Consider the following 16379-nt stretch of genomic DNA (forward strand, 5'->3'; position numbering starts at 1 on the left):
ATGGGTATATCGACACAAGACACAGCGCCTCCCCCCACCCCCAAGCCTTCCGCGACCGAACAGAAGCGAGCGGCCCGCGGCGCCACCCGGCCCGGAGACCGGATCTTCCTCGGTCTCACCCGCGGTTCGGGCATCCTGCTGCTGGTGATCATGGCCGCCATCGCGGTCTTCCTCACCTATCGCGCCTCGCTCGCGCTCAGCGACAACGAGGGCAACTTCCTCACCACCCTCGAGTGGAACACCTCCGCCGACCCGCCGGTCTTCGGCATCGCCGTCCTGGCCTTCGGCACGGTGGTCTCCTCGATCATCGCCATGGTCATCGCGGTCCCGATCGCGGTGGCCATCGCGCTCTTCCTCACGCACTACGCCCCGCGCCGCCTCAGCGGCCCCATCGCGTATGTGATCGACCTGCTCGCCGCGGTGCCGTCCATCGTGTACGGCCTGTGGGGCGCCCTCATCCTCGTACCGCATCTGAACGGCCTCTTCAGCTGGCTGAACGAATACTTCGGCTGGACCGGCATCTTTGAGTGGCAGCAAGGCGCTCCCCGCTCGATGCTCACCGTCGGCATCCTGCTCGCGATCATGATCCTGCCGATCGTCACGAACGTGAGCCGTGAGGTCTTCCGCCAGGCCCCGCAGATGATCGAGGAGGCGGCCCTGGCTCTCGGCGCCACGCGCTGGGAGGTCATCCGCATGGCGGTGCTGCCCTTCGGCCGCTCCGGCGTGATCTCCGCCTCGATGCTCGGCCTCGGCCGCGCGCTCGGCGAGACGATGGCCGTCGCCACCGTGCTGTCGCCGGACTTCAAGATCCACGCCAGCCTGCTCGACCCGGGCGGCGGCACCTTCGCCCAGAACATCGCCAGCAAGTTCAGCGAGGCGACGGAGTTCGGCCGGGACGCGCTCATCGCCTCCGGTCTGGTCCTGTTCGTCATCACCCTGCTGGTCAACGGTGCGGCCCGCGCGATCATCGCCCGCCGCAAGGAGTACTCGGGGGCCAACGCATGAGCCACGCAGCCGTCACCGACAAGCGCCCCAGCACCCTGCGCGGCGCCCACCTCCCCAAGTGGTTCCCCTGGGCGACCGCAGCGGGCTCCCTCGCCCTCGCCGTCGGCATCGGCCTGGCGGCCGGCCTGCACAGCAAGATCCAGTGGGGCCTGATCGCCTCGATCCTCTTCGTCCTCGGTACGTACGTCATCTCCACGAAGGTCGAGGGCAAGCGGCAGGCCACGGACCGCGTCGCGACCTCCGTGGTCTGGGTGGCCTTCCTGCTCGCCGTCGTCCCGCTGGTCTCCCTGGTCTGGACGACCATCGTGCGCGGTGTGAAGGTCCTCGACGTCTACTTCCTGACCCACTCGATGGGTGTGGTCGCGGACGACGAGGTGGGCGGCGGTATCAACCACGCCATCATCGGCACCTTGCAGCAGGTCGGCATCGCCACCCTGATCGGTGCGCCGATCGGTGTGCTCACCGCGATCTACCTGGTGGAGTACGGACGCGGCAAGCTCGCCAAGTCCGTCACCTTCTTCGTCGACGTCATGACGGGTATCCCGTCGATCGTCGCGGGCCTGTTCATCCTCAGCATCATTCTGATCCTCGACATGAGCTACTTCGGCTTCGCCGGATCGCTTGCGCTGGCCATCCTGATGATGCCGGTGGTGGTCCGCTCCACAGAGGAGATGCTCAAGCTCGTGCCGAACGAGCTACGCGAGGCCTCCCTCGCGCTGGGCGTTCCGAAGTGGCGCACCATCATCAAGGTGGTCGTGCCGACCTGTATCGGCGGCATCACCACCGGCATCATGCTGGCGGTAGCCCGTATCGCCGGTGAGACCGCGCCCATCCTGCTGCTGGTGTTCGGCGCCGATTTCATCAACACGAACCCGTTCGAGGGCGCGCAGCAGGCGCTGCCGCTCTACATCTACCAGCAGTACGGGGCGGGCGGGACCCCGGCGTACGACCGTGCCTGGGCGGCCGCGCTCGTGCTGATCGCCATCGTGATGATTCTCAACCTCGGGGCTCGCGGCATCGCCCGCTGGAAGGCCCCGAAGGCTGGTCGCTGACGCGGCCATACAGCGACCGGACTGAACTCCCGAAAGAAGCAGTGATCCCCATGGCCAAGCGAATCGACGTAAGCGGTCTGACCGCCTACTACAGCGCCCACAAGGCGATCGAAGACATCTCCATGACCGTCGAGCCCCGCTCCGTGACGGCCTTCATCGGCCCGTCCGGCTGCGGTAAGTCGACGTTCCTGCGCACGCTGAACCGTATGCACGAGGTCACCCCCGGTGGCCGGGTCGAGGGCAAGGTGCTGCTCGACGACGAGGACCTGTACGGGGCCGGGGTCGACCCCGTCGCCGTGCGCAGCACCATCGGCATGGTCTTTCAGCGGCCGAACCCCTTCCCGACGATGTCGATCTTCGACAACGTCGCGGCGGGGCTTCGGCTCAACGGCTCGTACAAGAAGGCCGAGCTGGCGGACGTCGTCGAGAAGTCCCTCAAGGGGGCGAATCTCTGGAACGAGGTCAAGGACCGGCTGAACAAGCCCGGTTCGGGGCTTTCCGGTGGTCAGCAGCAGCGGCTGTGCATCGCTCGTGCGATCGCGGTCGAGCCGCAGGTGCTGCTTATGGACGAGCCCTGCTCGGCTCTCGACCCGATCTCGACGCTTGCGATCGAGGATCTGATCGGGGAGCTGAAGGAGCGGTTCACGATTGTCATCGTGACGCACAACATGCAGCAGGCGGCTCGGGTTTCTGACCGTACGGCCTTCTTCAACCTCTCGGCGGTCGGGCAGCCGGGGAAGCTCATTGAGATCGATGAGACGGAGCGGATCTTTTCTAACCCGTCTGTTCAGGCGACCGAGGATTACATCTCTGGTCGCTTCGGCTGACGTAAGCCCCTCGCGGTGCTGCATGGCGGTGCCACCGCGAGGTTGATAGGGCCCGCCCCTGGCTCCCGGGGGCGGGTCCGTCTTTGGGGCTTCGCCCCCGGGGCCCTGCGGGGCTGCGCCCCCGGACCCCCTTGGGGCTTCGCCCCTCGCCCCACTTGAGGCTGCGCCTCGGACCTTGCTGGGGCTGCGCCCCGGCCCCACTTGGAGCTCCGCCCCTGGGTGCCACCAAGGGTTTTCGCCCCCGCCGCCCCTTCCCGTCCCATCCCTGGGGCTGCGCCCCAGACCCCACGCCAGGGGGGTGGGGGACACGTCGTGGCGCGGCTGCGGGTTCGTTGTGGCTGGTCGCGCAGTTCCCCGCGCCCCTTACGGGGCGCAGTTCCCCGCGCCCCTTACGGGGCACAGTTCCCCGCGCCCCTTACGGGGCACAGTTCCCCGCGCCCCTTACGGGGCGCAGGTCCTCGCGCGCCTAATGGGTGCCCGCGCGCCTTGCGGGGCGCCGTTCCTCGCGCCCCTAACGCGGTGCCGTTGCGTGGGTCTCGGCGTCTCTTCTTGCCAGGCTTCTTGCTCTTCTTGCTGGGCCTCGCCAGCCGCAGGTGCAGCGGGCTACGCAGAAGTGGCCCTCGTCGACCGTTGTTGTGTGGTGTTCCGGGGGGTCGGCTTCGGACTGCTCTGCCACGTCACCACCGTACAGAGGGTTGAGTAAACGCTTGCTCAAGGGGCGTTGCGGCGTGACGGGGTCCCTGAGTCGTCGTTAAGGGCAACGACAGGAGGCGCGCTGAGGACGGCCCGGCTGGGGGTAGGCAGGCGATGGTGGAGCGGCAGCACAGGGGTGGGGTCGGGGTGGTTGCCCTGGCCGCCACGGTGGCGGGGGTGATGGTGTGCGCCACCGGGTGCACGGGCAGTGGAGCCGCCGCTGAGAGCTCTCACACCGCTGCCGCTCCGGCCGAGGTGTTGCGGCAGGCCTCCAAGAGCCTTGTGCGTGCGGGGAGTTCCAAGGCGCACACCTCGATGGAGATGGCCACCGGTGGCACCCGCGTCACCATTCGCGGCGAGGGTGTTTACGACTATCGGCGGCAGGTCGGCCGACTGAAGGTGCGGCTCCCCGAGGATCCGGCCGGTGCCGACGGGCATCGCCCGATCACCGAACTGCTCGCTCCGGGCGCCCTCTACATGAAGAACCGCGGAGCCGGAGTGCCCGCCGACAAATGGGTCCGCGTCGACACCGCCACCCTGTCCGACGGCAACCTCGTCACCGGCGGTGCCACCGATCCCTTCGCCGCCGCCGAGGTGCTGCGGGGCACGCGCGAGGCGACATACGTGGGGACGACGAGCGTGGCCGGCACTTCCGTACGGCACTATCGCGGCACCGCCGACCTCGACAAGGCGGCCGAGCGGGCCTCGGACGGCAACCGCGGACCCCTGCGGGCGGCGGCGAAGGGGTTCGCCACGGCCGACGTCCCCTTCGACGCCTACCTCGACGAAGAAGGGCGCATCCGGAAGCTCCGGCACAGGTTCAGCTTTGTGAACGGGCAGCAGGAGGGTACGGTCGCGGTCGCCTCGACGCTGCTGTTGTACGACTTCGGCGCCCCCGTCGACGTACGACTGCCGGATGCCGGGGACATCTACGCGGGAAAGATCGCCGAGTAGTCAGGGCCCTGTGGATGCCCGGAGCAGCCCGGCACGGCCGGAATGTGCGGGGCCGGAAATGGTCCGTTGGTGCCATGCGCTGTGTGTAGGCCGCTCCCTACTCTAGGAAGTCGGTGACGGCAGGAAGAGGTGATGCACGTGGCTCCGGCGCACGGTACGGCAGTTCAGGACCACGTGGCCCTCGCCGAGATCGAGCTGTGCGGCGACCTGATCATCGCGGCCTCGGCCGCCGGTGAGGACCGGCTCAGCCCCGCCCGCATCGACGAGGTGCTGAAGCTGGCGGAGGAGCGCTTCCTCGAGGAGTACGGCGAGGACGCCGAGAAGTAGGCGTGGCGCGGTTCCCCCCGCGCCACATTGCCGCGTACGCCTCCGATGCGGCAGGTACGTACGTACAAGCCCGAATGTCACGTCCGCAGCAGCCGGCCGATCGCCTTCGTCGCCTCCTCCACCTTCGCGTCGATCTCCGCGCCGCCCTTGAGGGCCGCGTCCGCGACGCAGTGGCGGAGGTGTTCCTCGAGGAGCTGGAGGGCGAAGGACTGGAGGGCCTTCGTGGAGGCGGAGACCTGGGTGAGTATGTCGATGCAGTAGACGTCCTCGTCGACCATCCGCTGCAGTCCGCGGATCTGGCCCTCGATCCGGCGCAGGCGTTTGAGGTGCTCGTCCTTCTGCTTGTGGTAGCCGTGGATCCCGCGGTCGTGGTCGGTCACCACGTCCGGGGCGCCCGCGGAGGGCGCGGTGTTTCCGGCCTCGGTCGTCGTCATCGCGTCCTCCTGTGCTCTGTCCGGCGAACGTGCCTGGTTCGTCGGGGTACGTATACCCGGGATGGGTATATGGTAACGAATTTTGCTGGGTATACGGCTCTTGGCCCATGCGCCGATACCCCCAGTCGACCACTCAATGGACCGTGTGCGGAGCACTTTGCCTGATGGGTGACACTGGGGGACGGCCCGTTTCCCGTGGCTGGATGGTGCACCTAGCATCAGCCTGACCGAAACCGAAGCAATCCGAGGAACCCACGTGCGATTTCGTCTGACCCCCAGGGAGACGAGCTTCTACGACATGTTCGCCGCTTCCGCGGACAACATCGTCACGGGCTCCAAGCTCCTGATGGAACTGCTCGGGGCTGACGCCTCCGGCCGGACCGAGATCGCCGAGCGTATGCGGGCCGCGGAACATGCCGGTGACGATGCCACACACGCGATCTTCCACCAGTTGAACTCCTCGTTCATCACGCCGTTCGACCGTGAGGACATCTACAAACTCGCCTCGTGCCTCGACGACATCATGGACTTCATGGAGGAGGCCGTCGACCTGGTCGTCCTCTATAACGTCGAGGAACTCCCGAAGGGCGTCGAGCAGCAGATCGAGGTACTGGCGCGGGCGGCCGAGCTGACGGCCGAGGCCATGCCGAATCTGCGCACGATGGACAACCTCACCGAGTACTGGATCGAGGTCAACCGGCTGGAGAACCAGGCCGACCAGATCCACAGAAAGCTTCTTGCGCACCTGTTCAACGGCAAGTACGACGCCATCGAGGTGCTCAAGCTCAAGCAGATCGTGGATGTGCTGGAGGAGGCGGCGGACGCGTTCGAGCACGTGGCGAACACGGTGGAGACGATCGCCGTCAAGGAGTCCTGAGCACTCCATGGACACCTTCGCTCTGGTCGTGACCATCGGGGTCGCGCTCTTCTTCACGTACACCAACGGCTTTCACGATTCGGCGAACGCGATCGCCACGTCCGTGTCGACGCGGGCGCTGACGCCGAAGGCCGCACTCGCGATGGCCGCGGTGATGAACCTCGTGGGTGCCTTTCTGGGCAGCGAGGTCGCCAAGACCGTCAGCGAAGGGTTGATCTCCACGCCTGAGGGCTCGAAGGGGATGGGGATTCTCTTCGCGGCGCTGGTCGGCGCGATCACGTGGAACCTGATCACCTGGTACTTCGGGCTGCCGTCGTCCTCGTCCCATGCGCTGTTCGGTGGCATGGTCGGGGCGGCTCTGGCCGGCGGTACGACCGTGTACTGGTCCGGGGTGCTGGAGAAGATCGTCATCCCTATGTTCGTCTCGCCGCTGGTGGGGCTGGGCGTGGGCTATCTGGTGATGACCGCGATCATGTGGATCTTCCGGCATGCGAATCCGCACAAGGCGAAGCGGGGTTTTCGTATAGCGCAGACGGTGTCGGCGGCGGGGATGGCGCTGGGGCACGGGCTTCAGGACGCGCAGAAGACGATGGGCATCGTGGTGATGGCGCTGGTCATCGCCGATGTCGAGGAGTACGGCGATCCGATACCGGTGTGGGTGAAGGTGGCCTGTGCGGTGATGTTGTCGCTGGGGACGTATGCGGGGGGCTGGCGCATTATGCGGACGCTGGGGCGGAAGATCATTGAGCTTGATCCGCCGCAGGGGTTTGCTGCGGAGACTACGGGGGCGTCGATCATGTTCGTCACGGCGTTTCTGTTCAAGGCGCCGATTTCTACGACGCATGTGATTACGTCGGCGATCATGGGGGTGGGGGCTACGAAGCGGCTGAATGCCGTGCGGTGGGGGGTTGCCAAGAACATCGTTCTTGGCTGGTTCATTACGATGCCGGCGGCGGCGCTGGTTGCTGCGCTGAGCTTTTGGGTTGTGAACCTGGCGTTTCTGTAGGCGGGGTTTTTCGCCCCCGCCGCCCTTACCCTTCCCATACCAAGGGGCTCCGCCCCTGGACCCCGCTGGGGCTTCGCCCCCGGGCCCCCTTCGGGGCTGCGCCCCGGACCCCCTCGACAGGTCGTGTCTTCGCTGCGGGTGCGTTGTGGTTGGTCGCGAAGTTCCCCGCGCCCCTTACGGGGCGCTCTCGACGGGTCGTGTCTTCGCTGCGGGTGTGCTGTGGTTGAGCGCGCAGTTCCTCGCGCCCCTTACGGGGCGCCCCTTGCGTGGCGTAGTACTGCCAGTAGTTCGTCCACCAGTAGCTGGTCGCGTGGTTGCGTCAGGCGGGCCCTGGCCTCTGTCGGGGGTAGCCAGCGGAGGCGGTCTACCTCGTTGTTGGGGGTGAAGTGGCCCTCTGTTGCTTCGGCTGCCCAGTAGCTGACCTCTTTGGGGCGGCCGTTTGCCAGGTAGTGGACTGTGGGGAGGCGGGGGCCGGGGACGCAGGCGAAGCCTGTTTCCTCCTCGACCTCCCGTACCGCTCCTGCCAGGGGGTCTTCGTCGTGCTTCAGTTTGCCCTTGGGGTGTGACCAGTCGTCGTATGAACCTTAACCACGGTGAACAACACCGCAGGTCAGGGGTCGTTTCGGCGCTACAGGGCAGCATGGAAACCATGGAGAGAGCATCTGTGGTCCGTGCGGCTGGCTGTGTGCTGTGGCGTCACTCGACCTCCGGGCACGGCATCGAACTGGCCCTGGTCTTCCGGCCCAAGTGGGCGGATTGGTCCTGGCCCAAGGGCAAGCTCAAGCAGGGTGAGACCGCCCGAAGCGCAGCAGTCCGTGAGGTCCTGGAAGAGACAGGCATGACGTGCCGTCTGGGCACGGAACTCCCCTCAGCGCACTACACCGACCACCAAGGCCGACCGAAGACCGTCCGGTACTGGGCAGCAGAGGCAATCAGCGGCACGTTCGAGCCGAACGAAGAGGTCAGCGCTCTCGACTGGCTGACTCCTCAGGCAGCCCGCGAACGACTCACCCAGGACAGGGACAAGGACTTGATCCCGATCTTGCTCGCCACTCTCGGCATGACTCAGGGGGAACTGTGATGACTGAGCCGCAGGAACGTCGATGGGATGGGCCGTCGATGATGAGCATCGCCGAATGGGTGGCCGCAGAGCTGGAGCGGGCACCCGAGCCCAGCGACGAGCAGCGAGGCGCACTGTCGGCCCTGTTCAACACTGCAACGTCCACCACGGCCGCATGACCGCGAACGGAAGGACGGAGGAGACGACCGATCACCCTGGCCCCAAGGTTCCCAAGCTCCTCTCAGTCCGTACGAACGGGGACCTGAGCAAGAGCCTGGAGACGGTGCTTCAGACCGGCTTGAGCCAAGCTGATGCAACCCGTTGGGCCTTCGGGTGGGCAGCTCACTGCCTCCGTCATGCGTGGGCCCAGGGGGTTGTTCCCGAGGGCATCATTCCGGAGATGCAGGCGCAGTATCGGCGCCCCACCAACCGCCCGCAGAGGCATGTATGACAGCGGTATGACGCAGGTCAGAGGGTGTGTGCACCCCAGAGCCAGAGAAGAGGTACCAGGGCCCAGAGGCCCGCCACATCACACGATGACGGCCCCCCACAGGGATGCTGTGGGGAGCCGTCGTCTGTCAGTTTAGGGGATCAGACGCTGGGGGCATGCCTGCGGCGGCGGGCAGCCGCTCACAGCTTCCGGACCATGACGGCATACAGCGGGGAGTCTTCGGAGGGCTGCGTCTCGCCTGCCTTGCTGTAGCCCCAACGCTCGTAGAGGGCCTGAACTCGGGGGTGCTCAGCCTCCACCTGGAGCGTGACCATGTCGGCTGTCACCTCTTTGAGTAGCGCGTCATGAATCTGCTGTGCTCGACCAGTACCGCGCCACTTGGGGATCACCATGAGTTCCGACAGTGCGAACACGGAGCCCCTGAGGTCTGAGGGACGCTGGTGCCCCTTCCACCAGCCACCCGGCTTGAGCATGGAGCCGTAGGCGTAGCCAACCGGGCCACCGTCCTCCCAGCCTGAAACGCACTGCCAATCTTCCCGCGACGACCAGAGATCAACGAAGTAGGAGAAGCGTTCACGCGAGTGGAAAGGGTTCGGATCGTCGGCGTATGCCTCGTCATGGATGTCCAGCAGCAGAGAACGCACGTCCCGTGCGTCTGAGTGCGTGTAGAACTTCAGATCCATTGGGCGGACTCCTCGATCCACTCGGCAACTTCGGGCGCCTTCGAGCCCGAGGCTACGAGCACATTGCGTGTGGCAGCCAGGGTCTTAGCCGTGCGCTGTGATCCGGACGAGGAGGGAAGCATTGTGTACGCCTGCCGGCTGGTGGCACAGGCAAGCTCTAGCTCCTCTTGCCTGGCCTGAGCGAGGGCCAGGTGTGCGGTATACAAGGCTCGATTACGGACCAATTCGTCTGGAATGGTCGCAAGGGTGCGGTGCAGGCAGTATTCAGCCCTTCCATGATCCCCGAGTGCCGTCCATACGAACGAGGACAGAGCGTCAACCTCGCTGCTGTCGTAGAACCTGACCCACTCGGGCCGCTGTTCGTCGGTGGCCCGCGCAAAAGCCCGCTCGGCATCCTTGAGGGCACGCAAAGACTCAGATCGCTGCCGCAAGCGCGCTAGCCCGTTGGCGTTGCGCATGTGCCCGAGAGAGGCGTACAGCGGGTCCCGTCGTGCGATTGACGACCGCTTCATAACCTCTGCACCTGCGACCGCTTCAGCGTGGTTCTCTGACTGACTAGACGTCAGAAATATGTAGTTCCAGACGTGATACATCGCCTCACTGTCCCGAGACAGCCCAGCGAAGGTCAGGGCCTTGTCGAGATGTGCGCGTGCTCGCTGCGTTGCGCTGGCGTCGATCGAGGCGAAGGCAGCCGAGCTGATGACCTCCGCTGCGAGCCGATGAAGCATGTCCCTCACGCGAGTTGAGGCCGTAGACATGGCTAGAGCGGACTGGATTCGAGAAGCCAGCTCAACCGCAAGGTTCTCCACCTTTTGTGGGCCTCGACCAGCATCGTCCTGCCGAAGGATGGCCACATAGTCCTGATGGAAGCGCCGGACATCATTGACACCAAGTCGTCCATGGTCGCTAGCGCCTGAGGTCCCAATGGCCAAGACTGAACCGCTCGCTGCGTTGAGGAACGTACGACGGTGCACGGGATCTGCCTCCTTCTTGCGGGGCACGAACCCTAGATCCTCGGCACTGGCACAGAGCACCCGTTCCAGGGGAATCCTGATGCGATCCTGCGGCCACTTTGTCTGACCTCGGAGCCATCGGCGTACGTCCGCGTCGGTGACCTTACCCAGCTTGCCCGTAAGAAGTTCGATCTCAGCATTGACCAGACGTGCTAACTCAGCCTGCTTGAGGCCGAGTTGATCCATCCGGGCTGCGAGCTTCCGGTTCTCCTCTGGCATCCCTCCACGGTAGTTCTGAGCGACCTCAGACACACGGAAGAAGGTAAAAATCACCGGTGTCATGCGATGGCGTTCCCCCCTGTTTCACCTGTCTCGGACGCCTCGACCGCCGTTGACTAGACAAGGCCAGGCAGCAAGGGGCAACGGAGGGAACAAGCGCCATGACGGATCAGACCATTCCCACCCCGACTGACGAAGCGCCAACATCAGTCGGGAGACTCCGGGTTGTCCTCTACCTTTGCGGGGCCCCGAACGCGGACATCAGCGCACCGCGCCGCAAGTGCCGCGAGTACGCCGAGGCGTTCGGGTGGGAGATCACGGCAGAGATCGAGGACCACGACGGACTCAACGAACCCGATGGTCGTGTTGGACTGGCACAGGCTATCGAGCGCATCAGGGGCGGAGAAGCGGGCGCACTGCTGACGCCCTGGCGGTCGATGATCTCGCCGGTTCAGCGGGAGTACAACGAGGTGAACCGCAAGATCGAAAGTGCGGGCGGGTTCCTTGAGGTGCAGAACTCCGACCTCGCGCGAGCCAGCGCGGCGCGATGACAATGCCGACGATGTCCGGGAAGGCGGTTGCCGGGTACTGGTGTGAGTGGTGGGTATCGGATACCGGTACGCCAGAACCGCGCCGTATCGGGTCGTGCCCCGTCGCCTCACCGTCGAATGCCATCCGGTGGGCGCGCGTCGAACTGCTCATGATCGTGTCCGCCCTTGAGGAACCGGCGTCGGCCTACGTATACGGCTGGTTGGGATCGGACTCCCGCAACGCGGAGGCCGCACTAGGCCGTGGCGAGCCGTTCCAATTCGCCGTGTCCTGCGGCGAAGCGCGATTTGAGTGGACTGCTAGGCCGGTCACCTTCTTGCCCTTCATCGGCGGTACACCTACCCCGCACGGCGCGGGCGGGGGTGCGCCATGGGAGTAAAGCCGATGGAGCTGTGGGGCCGATTCCAGTTTCACCGCGGATCGTGCCACCGCTGCGAACGTACCGGGCTACCCGTCGCATGCCTGGGGACCATGGAGCACCGAGGCGTGGCGGTCGATTTCATGGCATGTCACTGGTGCATCTTCCGTATCGAACAACTGCATTGGGTCGAGGCCGAACGTGCTCGGCTGAGTGTCGGCGGCAAGCTGCCGGAGCAGCAGCCGCTACCCAACCCACCAACGCGGCGGCGACTGTGCATCCCTGGCGTTCCGTTGCGTGTCAGGCGCCCGTTCCGGGTGCCTGCTACTCAGACTCCGTCCCTGCCGGACGTACCGGATGAAGGTTCCCCCGACTTCTCATCGGAAACCCGGCAGGGGCGGTGCAAGGCCCTATAGCTCAGTCAGGAAGAGCCCGACCAACAACCACCCGTTGGTGACGCCCAAACGGGAAACCGTAATCCGCAAGATTAATTGGGCGATCGAGTGTGGACGCACTACCCGCGCTCCCGCACTCCGGAGACCCCGGTTCGAATCCGGGCGGGGCACTAATCAGACCAGGCAAGAAGAAGGAGTGAGAAGACGTGTCGGTTCAAGAGCTGTTGAATCTGATCGCACCGAGAGGGGGTGAAGTCGACCCGGACTCTTGTGTTCAGTGCAAGACCCTACGTAAGAGGCTCAGTGCTGTTACGCGCAAGAGGGACAAGGCCGGAGCTAAAGCCGTTCAGGGAGCCATGATCGCGCACAAGAACTACGGGCACCCGGACGACGCCCGGTCCATTGGGCGCGATATCGATGTCCCTGATGGGGCTCCGAGGATCGTGTAACCCCCAACCCCTTGTAGCTCAGTCAGGAAGAGCACTGGGTTTGCGCGCTTTACTTGCATGTATTTCCCGCGTGCCAGAGACCCCGGTTCGAGTCCGGGCAAGGGGACTGCTCGCTTTAGTCGTCCTTCGACGGCGGACGACGACCAAAGCGGGTGAACAAGTGCACGACGGCGCGGAGAACGACTCTCCGCAGACTGATGCACCTTGGAGGAACCATGAGTGTTGACCTCTACAGCCTCTCAACCGAGGGTGCTGAGTTCACGGCGTACTGCGGCGGGAACCTGGGCGGGGACAACGAGACGTGCGTTGAGGTCGCTGCCATCCCCGGCGCGAGCGAGGCGTTCGCCCTCCGGGACAACAAGCCCGGCGCCCCCAGCAGTGACCTGCGCTTCGACGGCTCGGAGCTGGACACGTGGGCCGTCAAGTGGGTCCAGGACCGTGGCCTGACGGTCTAGTCTGAGGCCTCCCCTCAGCAGATATCGCGGGCCGTCCTCAGCACGAACGAGGGCGGCCCGCTTCAGCCTTGGAGGCATGCATGGGTTGGCCTGGAGGAAACCCCGGACACTGGCACGGTTACGGCTGGGTGGGCCGGGGTGATGACCTCAGAGACGGCCTGAGACGTCCTGGAGTGGCCTCGTTCCTAGAGTTGAAGTATCCGCCCCTCATGACTGGCCACTGGCTACTGAGACGCGCTCAGACGACGCAAGACCGCACCTGGACCGATGTGAAGGACGCGGTTGACTGGCTGGCCGCACAGTACGACGAGAACCCTCCGTTTACGCGCGACGATGGGTTGCAGGCATACAGCAGCCGGGAATCCTGGCTAGCCGGGGCGATTGACCGATTGCCGCGATGCGTAGACACCAACTGGGGCTATTGGACCAACAGCAAGCTACGAGCCTCCTTTTCCGTGGTGTGCTGCCGGAATCACTTCCACCCGGAAATCCCCTGCCCTCTTCCACCCTCGTAATCCCAGAGCACACAAGGAGATCCGCAATGTCCCTGCATCTCTTGCTCCCCGAGGACGGCGTAACTGAACTCCTGGGCTCATGGCCCGACGAACCGAGCGTGTACGAGCGAGGCGCCACAGAGCTTGACCAGCTCGTCACTCCGGACTTCTTCGAGACGTGGGCGTTCAGCGGTTGCACGCCGGCACCCGAGGTGGCCGTCATGAACCTTGGCGGCAACCCTCCGAGGCCGAGCATCAACCCCATCGGGTTCATGACCAACGGACGCACAGACGGCGCGAAACTTCGGCGCTACTACGAACAGGGCTTCACAATCCGGCTGGGGAATCTTCAGAGGGTCATCCCCGCAATACACGAGGTCTCTCGCAAGATCCAGACGGAAACGGGTTACTCCAATTACCTGCACGCCTTCCTTACTCCTCCGGGAGGGCAGGGGCTTCGGCACCACTGGGATCAGCAGATGGCCGTGATCGTGCAGATTTCCGGCACGAAAACGTGGGAGCTGTGGCAACCCAAGTTCAGGGACCCGGTCCGTGACCATCTGGATTCCACGAAAGTATGGGATGTCCGCTGGCAACAAGAATGGATCGAGAAGGGGCCGGATCAGGTATATGACCTGAGGGCCGGACAATCAATGATCCTGCCTCGGGGATGGGTGCATAACCCTCATTCCCTCACCGCCGACGAGCCTAGTGTTCATCTCACCTTCGCGATTCGAGAGCGAACGCCTATTTGGCTGGTGGACCAGCTAATTTCCGGCGTAATCCGGGATGAGGAGTTCCGAACAGTTCTCCTTCCGGCTGAAATCCACGGTGAAGCACTCCGAGAGCGGTTGAGGGAGACTCGGAGGGACCTCATTGAGTACCTGGAGGCCCTAGACATGGACGAGAAGGCGGAATCTGTCCGAGAGAGGGCCCTCACAGAGCTGGAGTACACGACGTAGGTCCCGAAATCTGGAGTCACCGAGGGCGCCCCTCCTGCGGGGGCGCCTTCTGCTGTGTCAAGAGGTTTTCGGCGGGGGGTATAAAACCCCCCTCACTAAGTAAGTACGTGTCCTCTGACCAGAACCAGGACACAGGAGGCTCGAAGTGTGGTCGAGCCCACAATAATGTTGTTACCGCACCCAAGTGATGCATCAATAGATGCCCGGCTCGACCTCTCAGAGAGGCCGCGGCTAGGGGTGCCGGCGCCTGGAGGGCGCTAAGGGACCTGAAGGAAGCTCCAGCGGAACAGTGCGCTTGTGCCTTTGTGAAAGTTGTTAAACCCGTACACGCTGGAAGGAAGGCGCCCCTGCGGTCCTCGTGACAGCATTTTCGTTATATTACCCCCCGTATTCATGCACCACATGGGGTGAGGTAACAATAAACACTTGTGTGCTTGTGAATGATAATGATGCACCACCACGTGAGGCATCAATAGGCGTGCATTCCTCGTGACCATGCGAATGCATTCTTTGTGCCCTTGTGAACATAGGGCGCCTGCTGGTGGTGCATTCGAGCGCTCAGCCCTTGACCAATTGCGTGATGTGGGTCACGGACATAGCTAGATCAATGCGGACACAATGCGCATTGCCTCATGTCCAATATGCGTGGACTTGCATACCTGCCATGGGTATATATGCAGCAACCCTGCATATCACAGACGCATAACATGCCCGCCTGCTATGCACCTTTATGACGGATGTAAAGGTAAAGGGCATGCAAATAAGTTGAGTTCCTGTCGGTGCCCTGTTTCGCACCCTTATGTCCGGATTGCCGGCCAGGGTGCCCATGCCCTCTGACCTGCGGTTTTCGTGGCCCAACGCGCGCGTGCGCGTCTCTCTCTGAACCCTGAACCCAAAGTTGCGTTCCTGTCATGACCGGAGGAGTGTTCTCCATGCAACACCGACCGCGCCGAACGGAAGCGGCTCCGGAGTACCGCCCCAGAAGGGGAAGCGGAAACGGAGTTCACGCAGAGACCGGGATTCAGGCGCAGAAGGTTTTGGGGTTGATGAGTGACCAGCCCTGGTGGTGGTCCGGACGTGAATACGACGGGTGACACCAGAGAAACCGATCCTTGATAACTGGATAGCGAGTCTGAGTGGCAGTCGGCTGACTGGTCATTCTCTGAGCGTGAGTATGTGACGTGCCTTGAGTGGCGTTCTGAGCGCTTGCAGCTTCACAGGTGGGCCGTGGGCCCATGCTGCACCTGCAAGAGGCTTAGAACGCAGCCTCAGGGCATTTGATGGGGTCTTGCCTGCCGTGGCAAGGGCTAGCGAAAACGCATTGACGGGATGACATAAGAGGCAGGCTGAAACGACGACGCGCGTCCTCTCACTCTCCGAGTGAGCATCCATAGGGGGCAGGCTGCCAACCTGCAACCCATAACCGGGATTGGTCATCCGGGATGAATAGACCTGCATGCCTAGCGATTGTGATGCGAGCCAAGCTGTGAAAGCCGTTGCGCGGTTCCCACGGGACCAACCAACACAAGTGGAAACAGTGCGGCTCGCAAAGCATGAGGGAAGCACGTAACGCACAACTGAGATTGCCTACGGCTCACACACAACGGATTGCGGCAAGCGTGCTAGCGGCACGGTGACTGATACTCACTGGCCGACTGAGCGTGTCTCTAAGCGTCCACCGTGAGTGAGTCGGGGGGAGTGTCGGTTAGGCACTTGCAAGGGTCCGTGTGGGCCGTACTGCGATCCCTAAGGGGAAGCAATGGAAGTAGCGACAGAGGCACAGTCCAGCGGACGAGTACGGGGCGCCGTGCCACTCCATAAGTTCTCGTTCTGGACGGACTACCGGAACCATGGCGTATTTGCAGTGAGCGTCATGGGACGGGACGGAAGTAAGCCGTTCGTCTATCCCGTGCGTTCGTGGGGAAACATGGTTTTCTCCGTGCGCACCTTCACTGAGTCCATTGGTGAGCAGGGCGAAAGCACCCGTGGAATAGCGGACATCTACCGCACGGGCTATGCCCTGGTGAACGGCTTCAACGTGCGTGTGACTCCACTGGAGGAGGCATGAGCGCTAAGCCGTTCGTCGTCCTCTTTCTGGTGGCGCTCACCGTAGCGG

16 protein-coding genes, 1 tRNA gene and 1 pseudogene are annotated in these 16379 nt (G+C 64.0%); 14 read left to right on the forward strand and 4 right to left on the reverse strand.

From position 1 onward, the window contains the following. From pstC to ACQEVY_RS25220, 5 genes are all read left to right on the forward strand, one after another. Nucleotides 1–1005, forward strand: coding sequence for a phosphate ABC transporter permease subunit PstC (gene pstC / locus ACQEVY_RS25200; protein ID WP_432951729.1), 1005 nt, complete (start codon nucleotides 1–3; stop codon nucleotides 1003–1005). Beyond that, nucleotides 1002–2057, forward strand: a complete 1056-nt coding sequence (gene pstA, locus ACQEVY_RS25205) for a phosphate ABC transporter permease PstA (RefSeq protein WP_432951730.1) — start codon at nucleotides 1002–1004, stop codon at nucleotides 2055–2057. The genes pstC and pstA overlap by 4 nt, the downstream gene beginning before the upstream one ends. Nucleotides 2058–2107: 50 nt before the next feature. Next, the gene (gene pstB / locus ACQEVY_RS25210) at nucleotides 2108–2884 is read left to right on the forward strand and encodes a phosphate ABC transporter ATP-binding protein PstB (protein ID WP_432951731.1); all 777 of its coding nucleotides are present in this window, start codon (nucleotides 2108–2110) and stop codon (nucleotides 2882–2884) included. A gap of 807 nt (nucleotides 2885–3691) precedes the next feature. Further along, a complete protein-coding gene (locus tag ACQEVY_RS25215; protein WP_432951732.1) occupies nucleotides 3692–4531 on the forward strand; it encodes a hypothetical protein in 840 nt (279 codons plus the stop codon). Nucleotides 4532–4663: 132 nt separating this feature from the next. Further along, entirely contained in the window at nucleotides 4664–4858 is a 195-nt protein-coding gene (locus ACQEVY_RS25220; protein WP_432951733.1) for a hypothetical protein, read from the forward strand. Nucleotides 4859–4935: 77 nt separating this feature from the next. Here the strand turns inward: ACQEVY_RS25220 and ACQEVY_RS25225 are convergent, their stop codons facing one another. Then, the gene (locus ACQEVY_RS25225; RefSeq protein WP_328770633.1) at nucleotides 4936–5292 is read right to left on the reverse strand and encodes a metal-sensitive transcriptional regulator; all 357 of its coding nucleotides are present in this window, start codon (nucleotides 5290–5292) and stop codon (nucleotides 4936–4938) included. Between the two features lie 256 nt (nucleotides 5293–5548). Here ACQEVY_RS25225 and ACQEVY_RS25230 point away from each other — a divergent pair, with 256 nt between their 5' ends. Continuing rightward, complete coding sequence (locus tag ACQEVY_RS25230) at nucleotides 5549–6169, forward strand: DUF47 domain-containing protein (protein ID WP_328770634.1); 621 nt, start codon at nucleotides 5549–5551, stop codon at nucleotides 6167–6169. A 7-nt stretch (nucleotides 6170–6176) separates the two neighbouring features. After that, nucleotides 6177–7175, forward strand: a complete 999-nt coding sequence (locus ACQEVY_RS25235; protein WP_432951734.1) for an anion permease — start codon at nucleotides 6177–6179, stop codon at nucleotides 7173–7175. Nucleotides 7176–7423: 248 nt separating this feature from the next. Here the strand turns inward: ACQEVY_RS25235 and ACQEVY_RS25240 are convergent. Further along, a pseudogene (locus tag ACQEVY_RS25240) lies at nucleotides 7424–7753 on the reverse strand (NUDIX hydrolase); the annotation flags it as partial. Between the two features lie 62 nt (nucleotides 7754–7815). Here ACQEVY_RS25240 and ACQEVY_RS25245 point away from each other — a divergent pair. Together ACQEVY_RS25245 and ACQEVY_RS25250 are read left to right on the forward strand one after the other, a co-directional pair. Further along, nucleotides 7816–8256 carry an NUDIX hydrolase gene (locus ACQEVY_RS25245; RefSeq protein WP_432951735.1) on the forward strand — a complete coding sequence of 147 codons (441 nt, stop codon included), beginning with the start codon at nucleotides 7816–7818 and terminating at the stop codon, nucleotides 8254–8256. Continuing rightward, complete coding sequence (locus ACQEVY_RS25250; RefSeq protein ID WP_432951736.1) at nucleotides 8256–8414, forward strand: hypothetical protein; 159 nt, start codon at nucleotides 8256–8258, stop codon at nucleotides 8412–8414. The genes ACQEVY_RS25245 and ACQEVY_RS25250 overlap by 1 nt, the downstream gene beginning before the upstream one ends. Nucleotides 8415–8865: 451 nt before the next feature. Here the strand turns inward: ACQEVY_RS25250 and ACQEVY_RS25255 are convergent, their stop codons facing one another. Then, on the reverse strand, nucleotides 8866–9369 hold the full coding sequence (locus ACQEVY_RS25255) for a GNAT family N-acetyltransferase (protein ID WP_432951737.1): 504 nt from the start codon (nucleotides 9367–9369) through the stop codon (nucleotides 8866–8868). Continuing rightward, nucleotides 9360–10664 carry an XRE family transcriptional regulator gene (locus ACQEVY_RS25260; protein ID WP_432951738.1) on the reverse strand — a complete coding sequence of 435 codons (1305 nt, stop codon included), beginning with the start codon at nucleotides 10662–10664 and terminating at the stop codon, nucleotides 9360–9362. Before ACQEVY_RS25260 ends, ACQEVY_RS25255 begins: the two co-directional genes overlap by 10 nt. Before the next feature lie 98 nt (nucleotides 10665–10762). Between ACQEVY_RS25260 and ACQEVY_RS25265 the strand changes: the two genes are divergently transcribed. The 5 genes from ACQEVY_RS25265 to ACQEVY_RS25285 all read left to right on the forward strand — a co-directional run bounded on the left by ACQEVY_RS25265 (nucleotide 10763) and on the right by ACQEVY_RS25285 (nucleotide 16331). Then, nucleotides 10763–11152: a recombinase family protein gene (locus ACQEVY_RS25265; protein ID WP_432951739.1), complete on the forward strand. Its 390-nt coding sequence runs from the start codon at nucleotides 10763–10765 to the stop codon at nucleotides 11150–11152. A gap of 1207 nt (nucleotides 11153–12359) precedes the next feature. Beyond that, a tRNA-OTHER gene (locus tag ACQEVY_RS25270) sits at nucleotides 12360–12458 on the forward strand. A 109-nt stretch (nucleotides 12459–12567) separates the two neighbouring features. After that, on the forward strand, nucleotides 12568–12807 hold the full coding sequence (locus tag ACQEVY_RS25275) for a DUF397 domain-containing protein (RefSeq protein ID WP_432951740.1): 240 nt from the start codon (nucleotides 12568–12570) through the stop codon (nucleotides 12805–12807). A 541-nt stretch (nucleotides 12808–13348) separates the two neighbouring features. After that, on the forward strand, nucleotides 13349–14263 hold the full coding sequence (locus ACQEVY_RS25280; RefSeq protein WP_432951741.1) for a JmjC domain-containing protein: 915 nt from the start codon (nucleotides 13349–13351) through the stop codon (nucleotides 14261–14263). A 1759-nt stretch (nucleotides 14264–16022) separates the two neighbouring features. Next, entirely contained in the window at nucleotides 16023–16331 is a 309-nt protein-coding gene (locus tag ACQEVY_RS25285) for a hypothetical protein (RefSeq protein WP_432951742.1), read from the forward strand. Nucleotides 16332–16379: the final 48 nt, after the last annotated feature.

This window comes from Streptomyces sp. CA-288835 (assembly GCF_050936385.1).
GTDB lineage: Bacteria > Actinomycetota > Actinomycetes > Streptomycetales > Streptomycetaceae > Streptomyces.

Bases quoted from the DNA above. Each gene is read 5' to 3' on its own strand.
- pstC (WP_432951729.1), top strand. From the start codon at position 1: ATGGGTATATCGACACAAGACACAGCGCCTCCCCCCACCCCCAAGCCT.
- pstA (WP_432951730.1), top strand. From the start codon at position 1,002: ATGAGCCACGCAGCCGTCACCGACAAGCGCCCCAGCACCCTGCGCGGC.
- pstB (WP_432951731.1), top strand. From the start codon at position 2,108: ATGGCCAAGCGAATCGACGTAAGCGGTCTGACCGCCTACTACAGCGCC.
- ACQEVY_RS25215 (WP_432951732.1), top strand. From the start codon at position 3,692: ATGGTGGAGCGGCAGCACAGGGGTGGGGTCGGGGTGGTTGCCCTGGCC.
- ACQEVY_RS25220 (WP_432951733.1), top strand. From the start codon at position 4,664: ATGCACGTGGCTCCGGCGCACGGTACGGCAGTTCAGGACCACGTGGCC.
- ACQEVY_RS25225 (WP_328770633.1), bottom strand. From the start codon at position 5,292: ATGACGACGACCGAGGCCGGAAACACCGCGCCCTCCGCGGGCGCCCCG.
- ACQEVY_RS25235 (WP_432951734.1), top strand. From the start codon at position 6,177: ATGGACACCTTCGCTCTGGTCGTGACCATCGGGGTCGCGCTCTTCTTC.
- ACQEVY_RS25245 (WP_432951735.1), top strand. From the start codon at position 7,816: ATGGAAACCATGGAGAGAGCATCTGTGGTCCGTGCGGCTGGCTGTGTG.
- ACQEVY_RS25250 (WP_432951736.1), top strand. From the start codon at position 8,256: ATGACTGAGCCGCAGGAACGTCGATGGGATGGGCCGTCGATGATGAGC.
- ACQEVY_RS25255 (WP_432951737.1), bottom strand. From the start codon at position 9,369: ATGGATCTGAAGTTCTACACGCACTCAGACGCACGGGACGTGCGTTCT.
- ACQEVY_RS25260 (WP_432951738.1), bottom strand. From the start codon at position 10,664: ATGACACCGGTGATTTTTACCTTCTTCCGTGTGTCTGAGGTCGCTCAG.
- ACQEVY_RS25265 (WP_432951739.1), top strand. From the start codon at position 10,763: ATGACGGATCAGACCATTCCCACCCCGACTGACGAAGCGCCAACATCA.
- ACQEVY_RS25275 (WP_432951740.1), top strand. From the start codon at position 12,568: ATGAGTGTTGACCTCTACAGCCTCTCAACCGAGGGTGCTGAGTTCACG.
- ACQEVY_RS25280 (WP_432951741.1), top strand. From the start codon at position 13,349: ATGTCCCTGCATCTCTTGCTCCCCGAGGACGGCGTAACTGAACTCCTG.
- ACQEVY_RS25285 (WP_432951742.1), top strand. From the start codon at position 16,023: ATGGAAGTAGCGACAGAGGCACAGTCCAGCGGACGAGTACGGGGCGCC.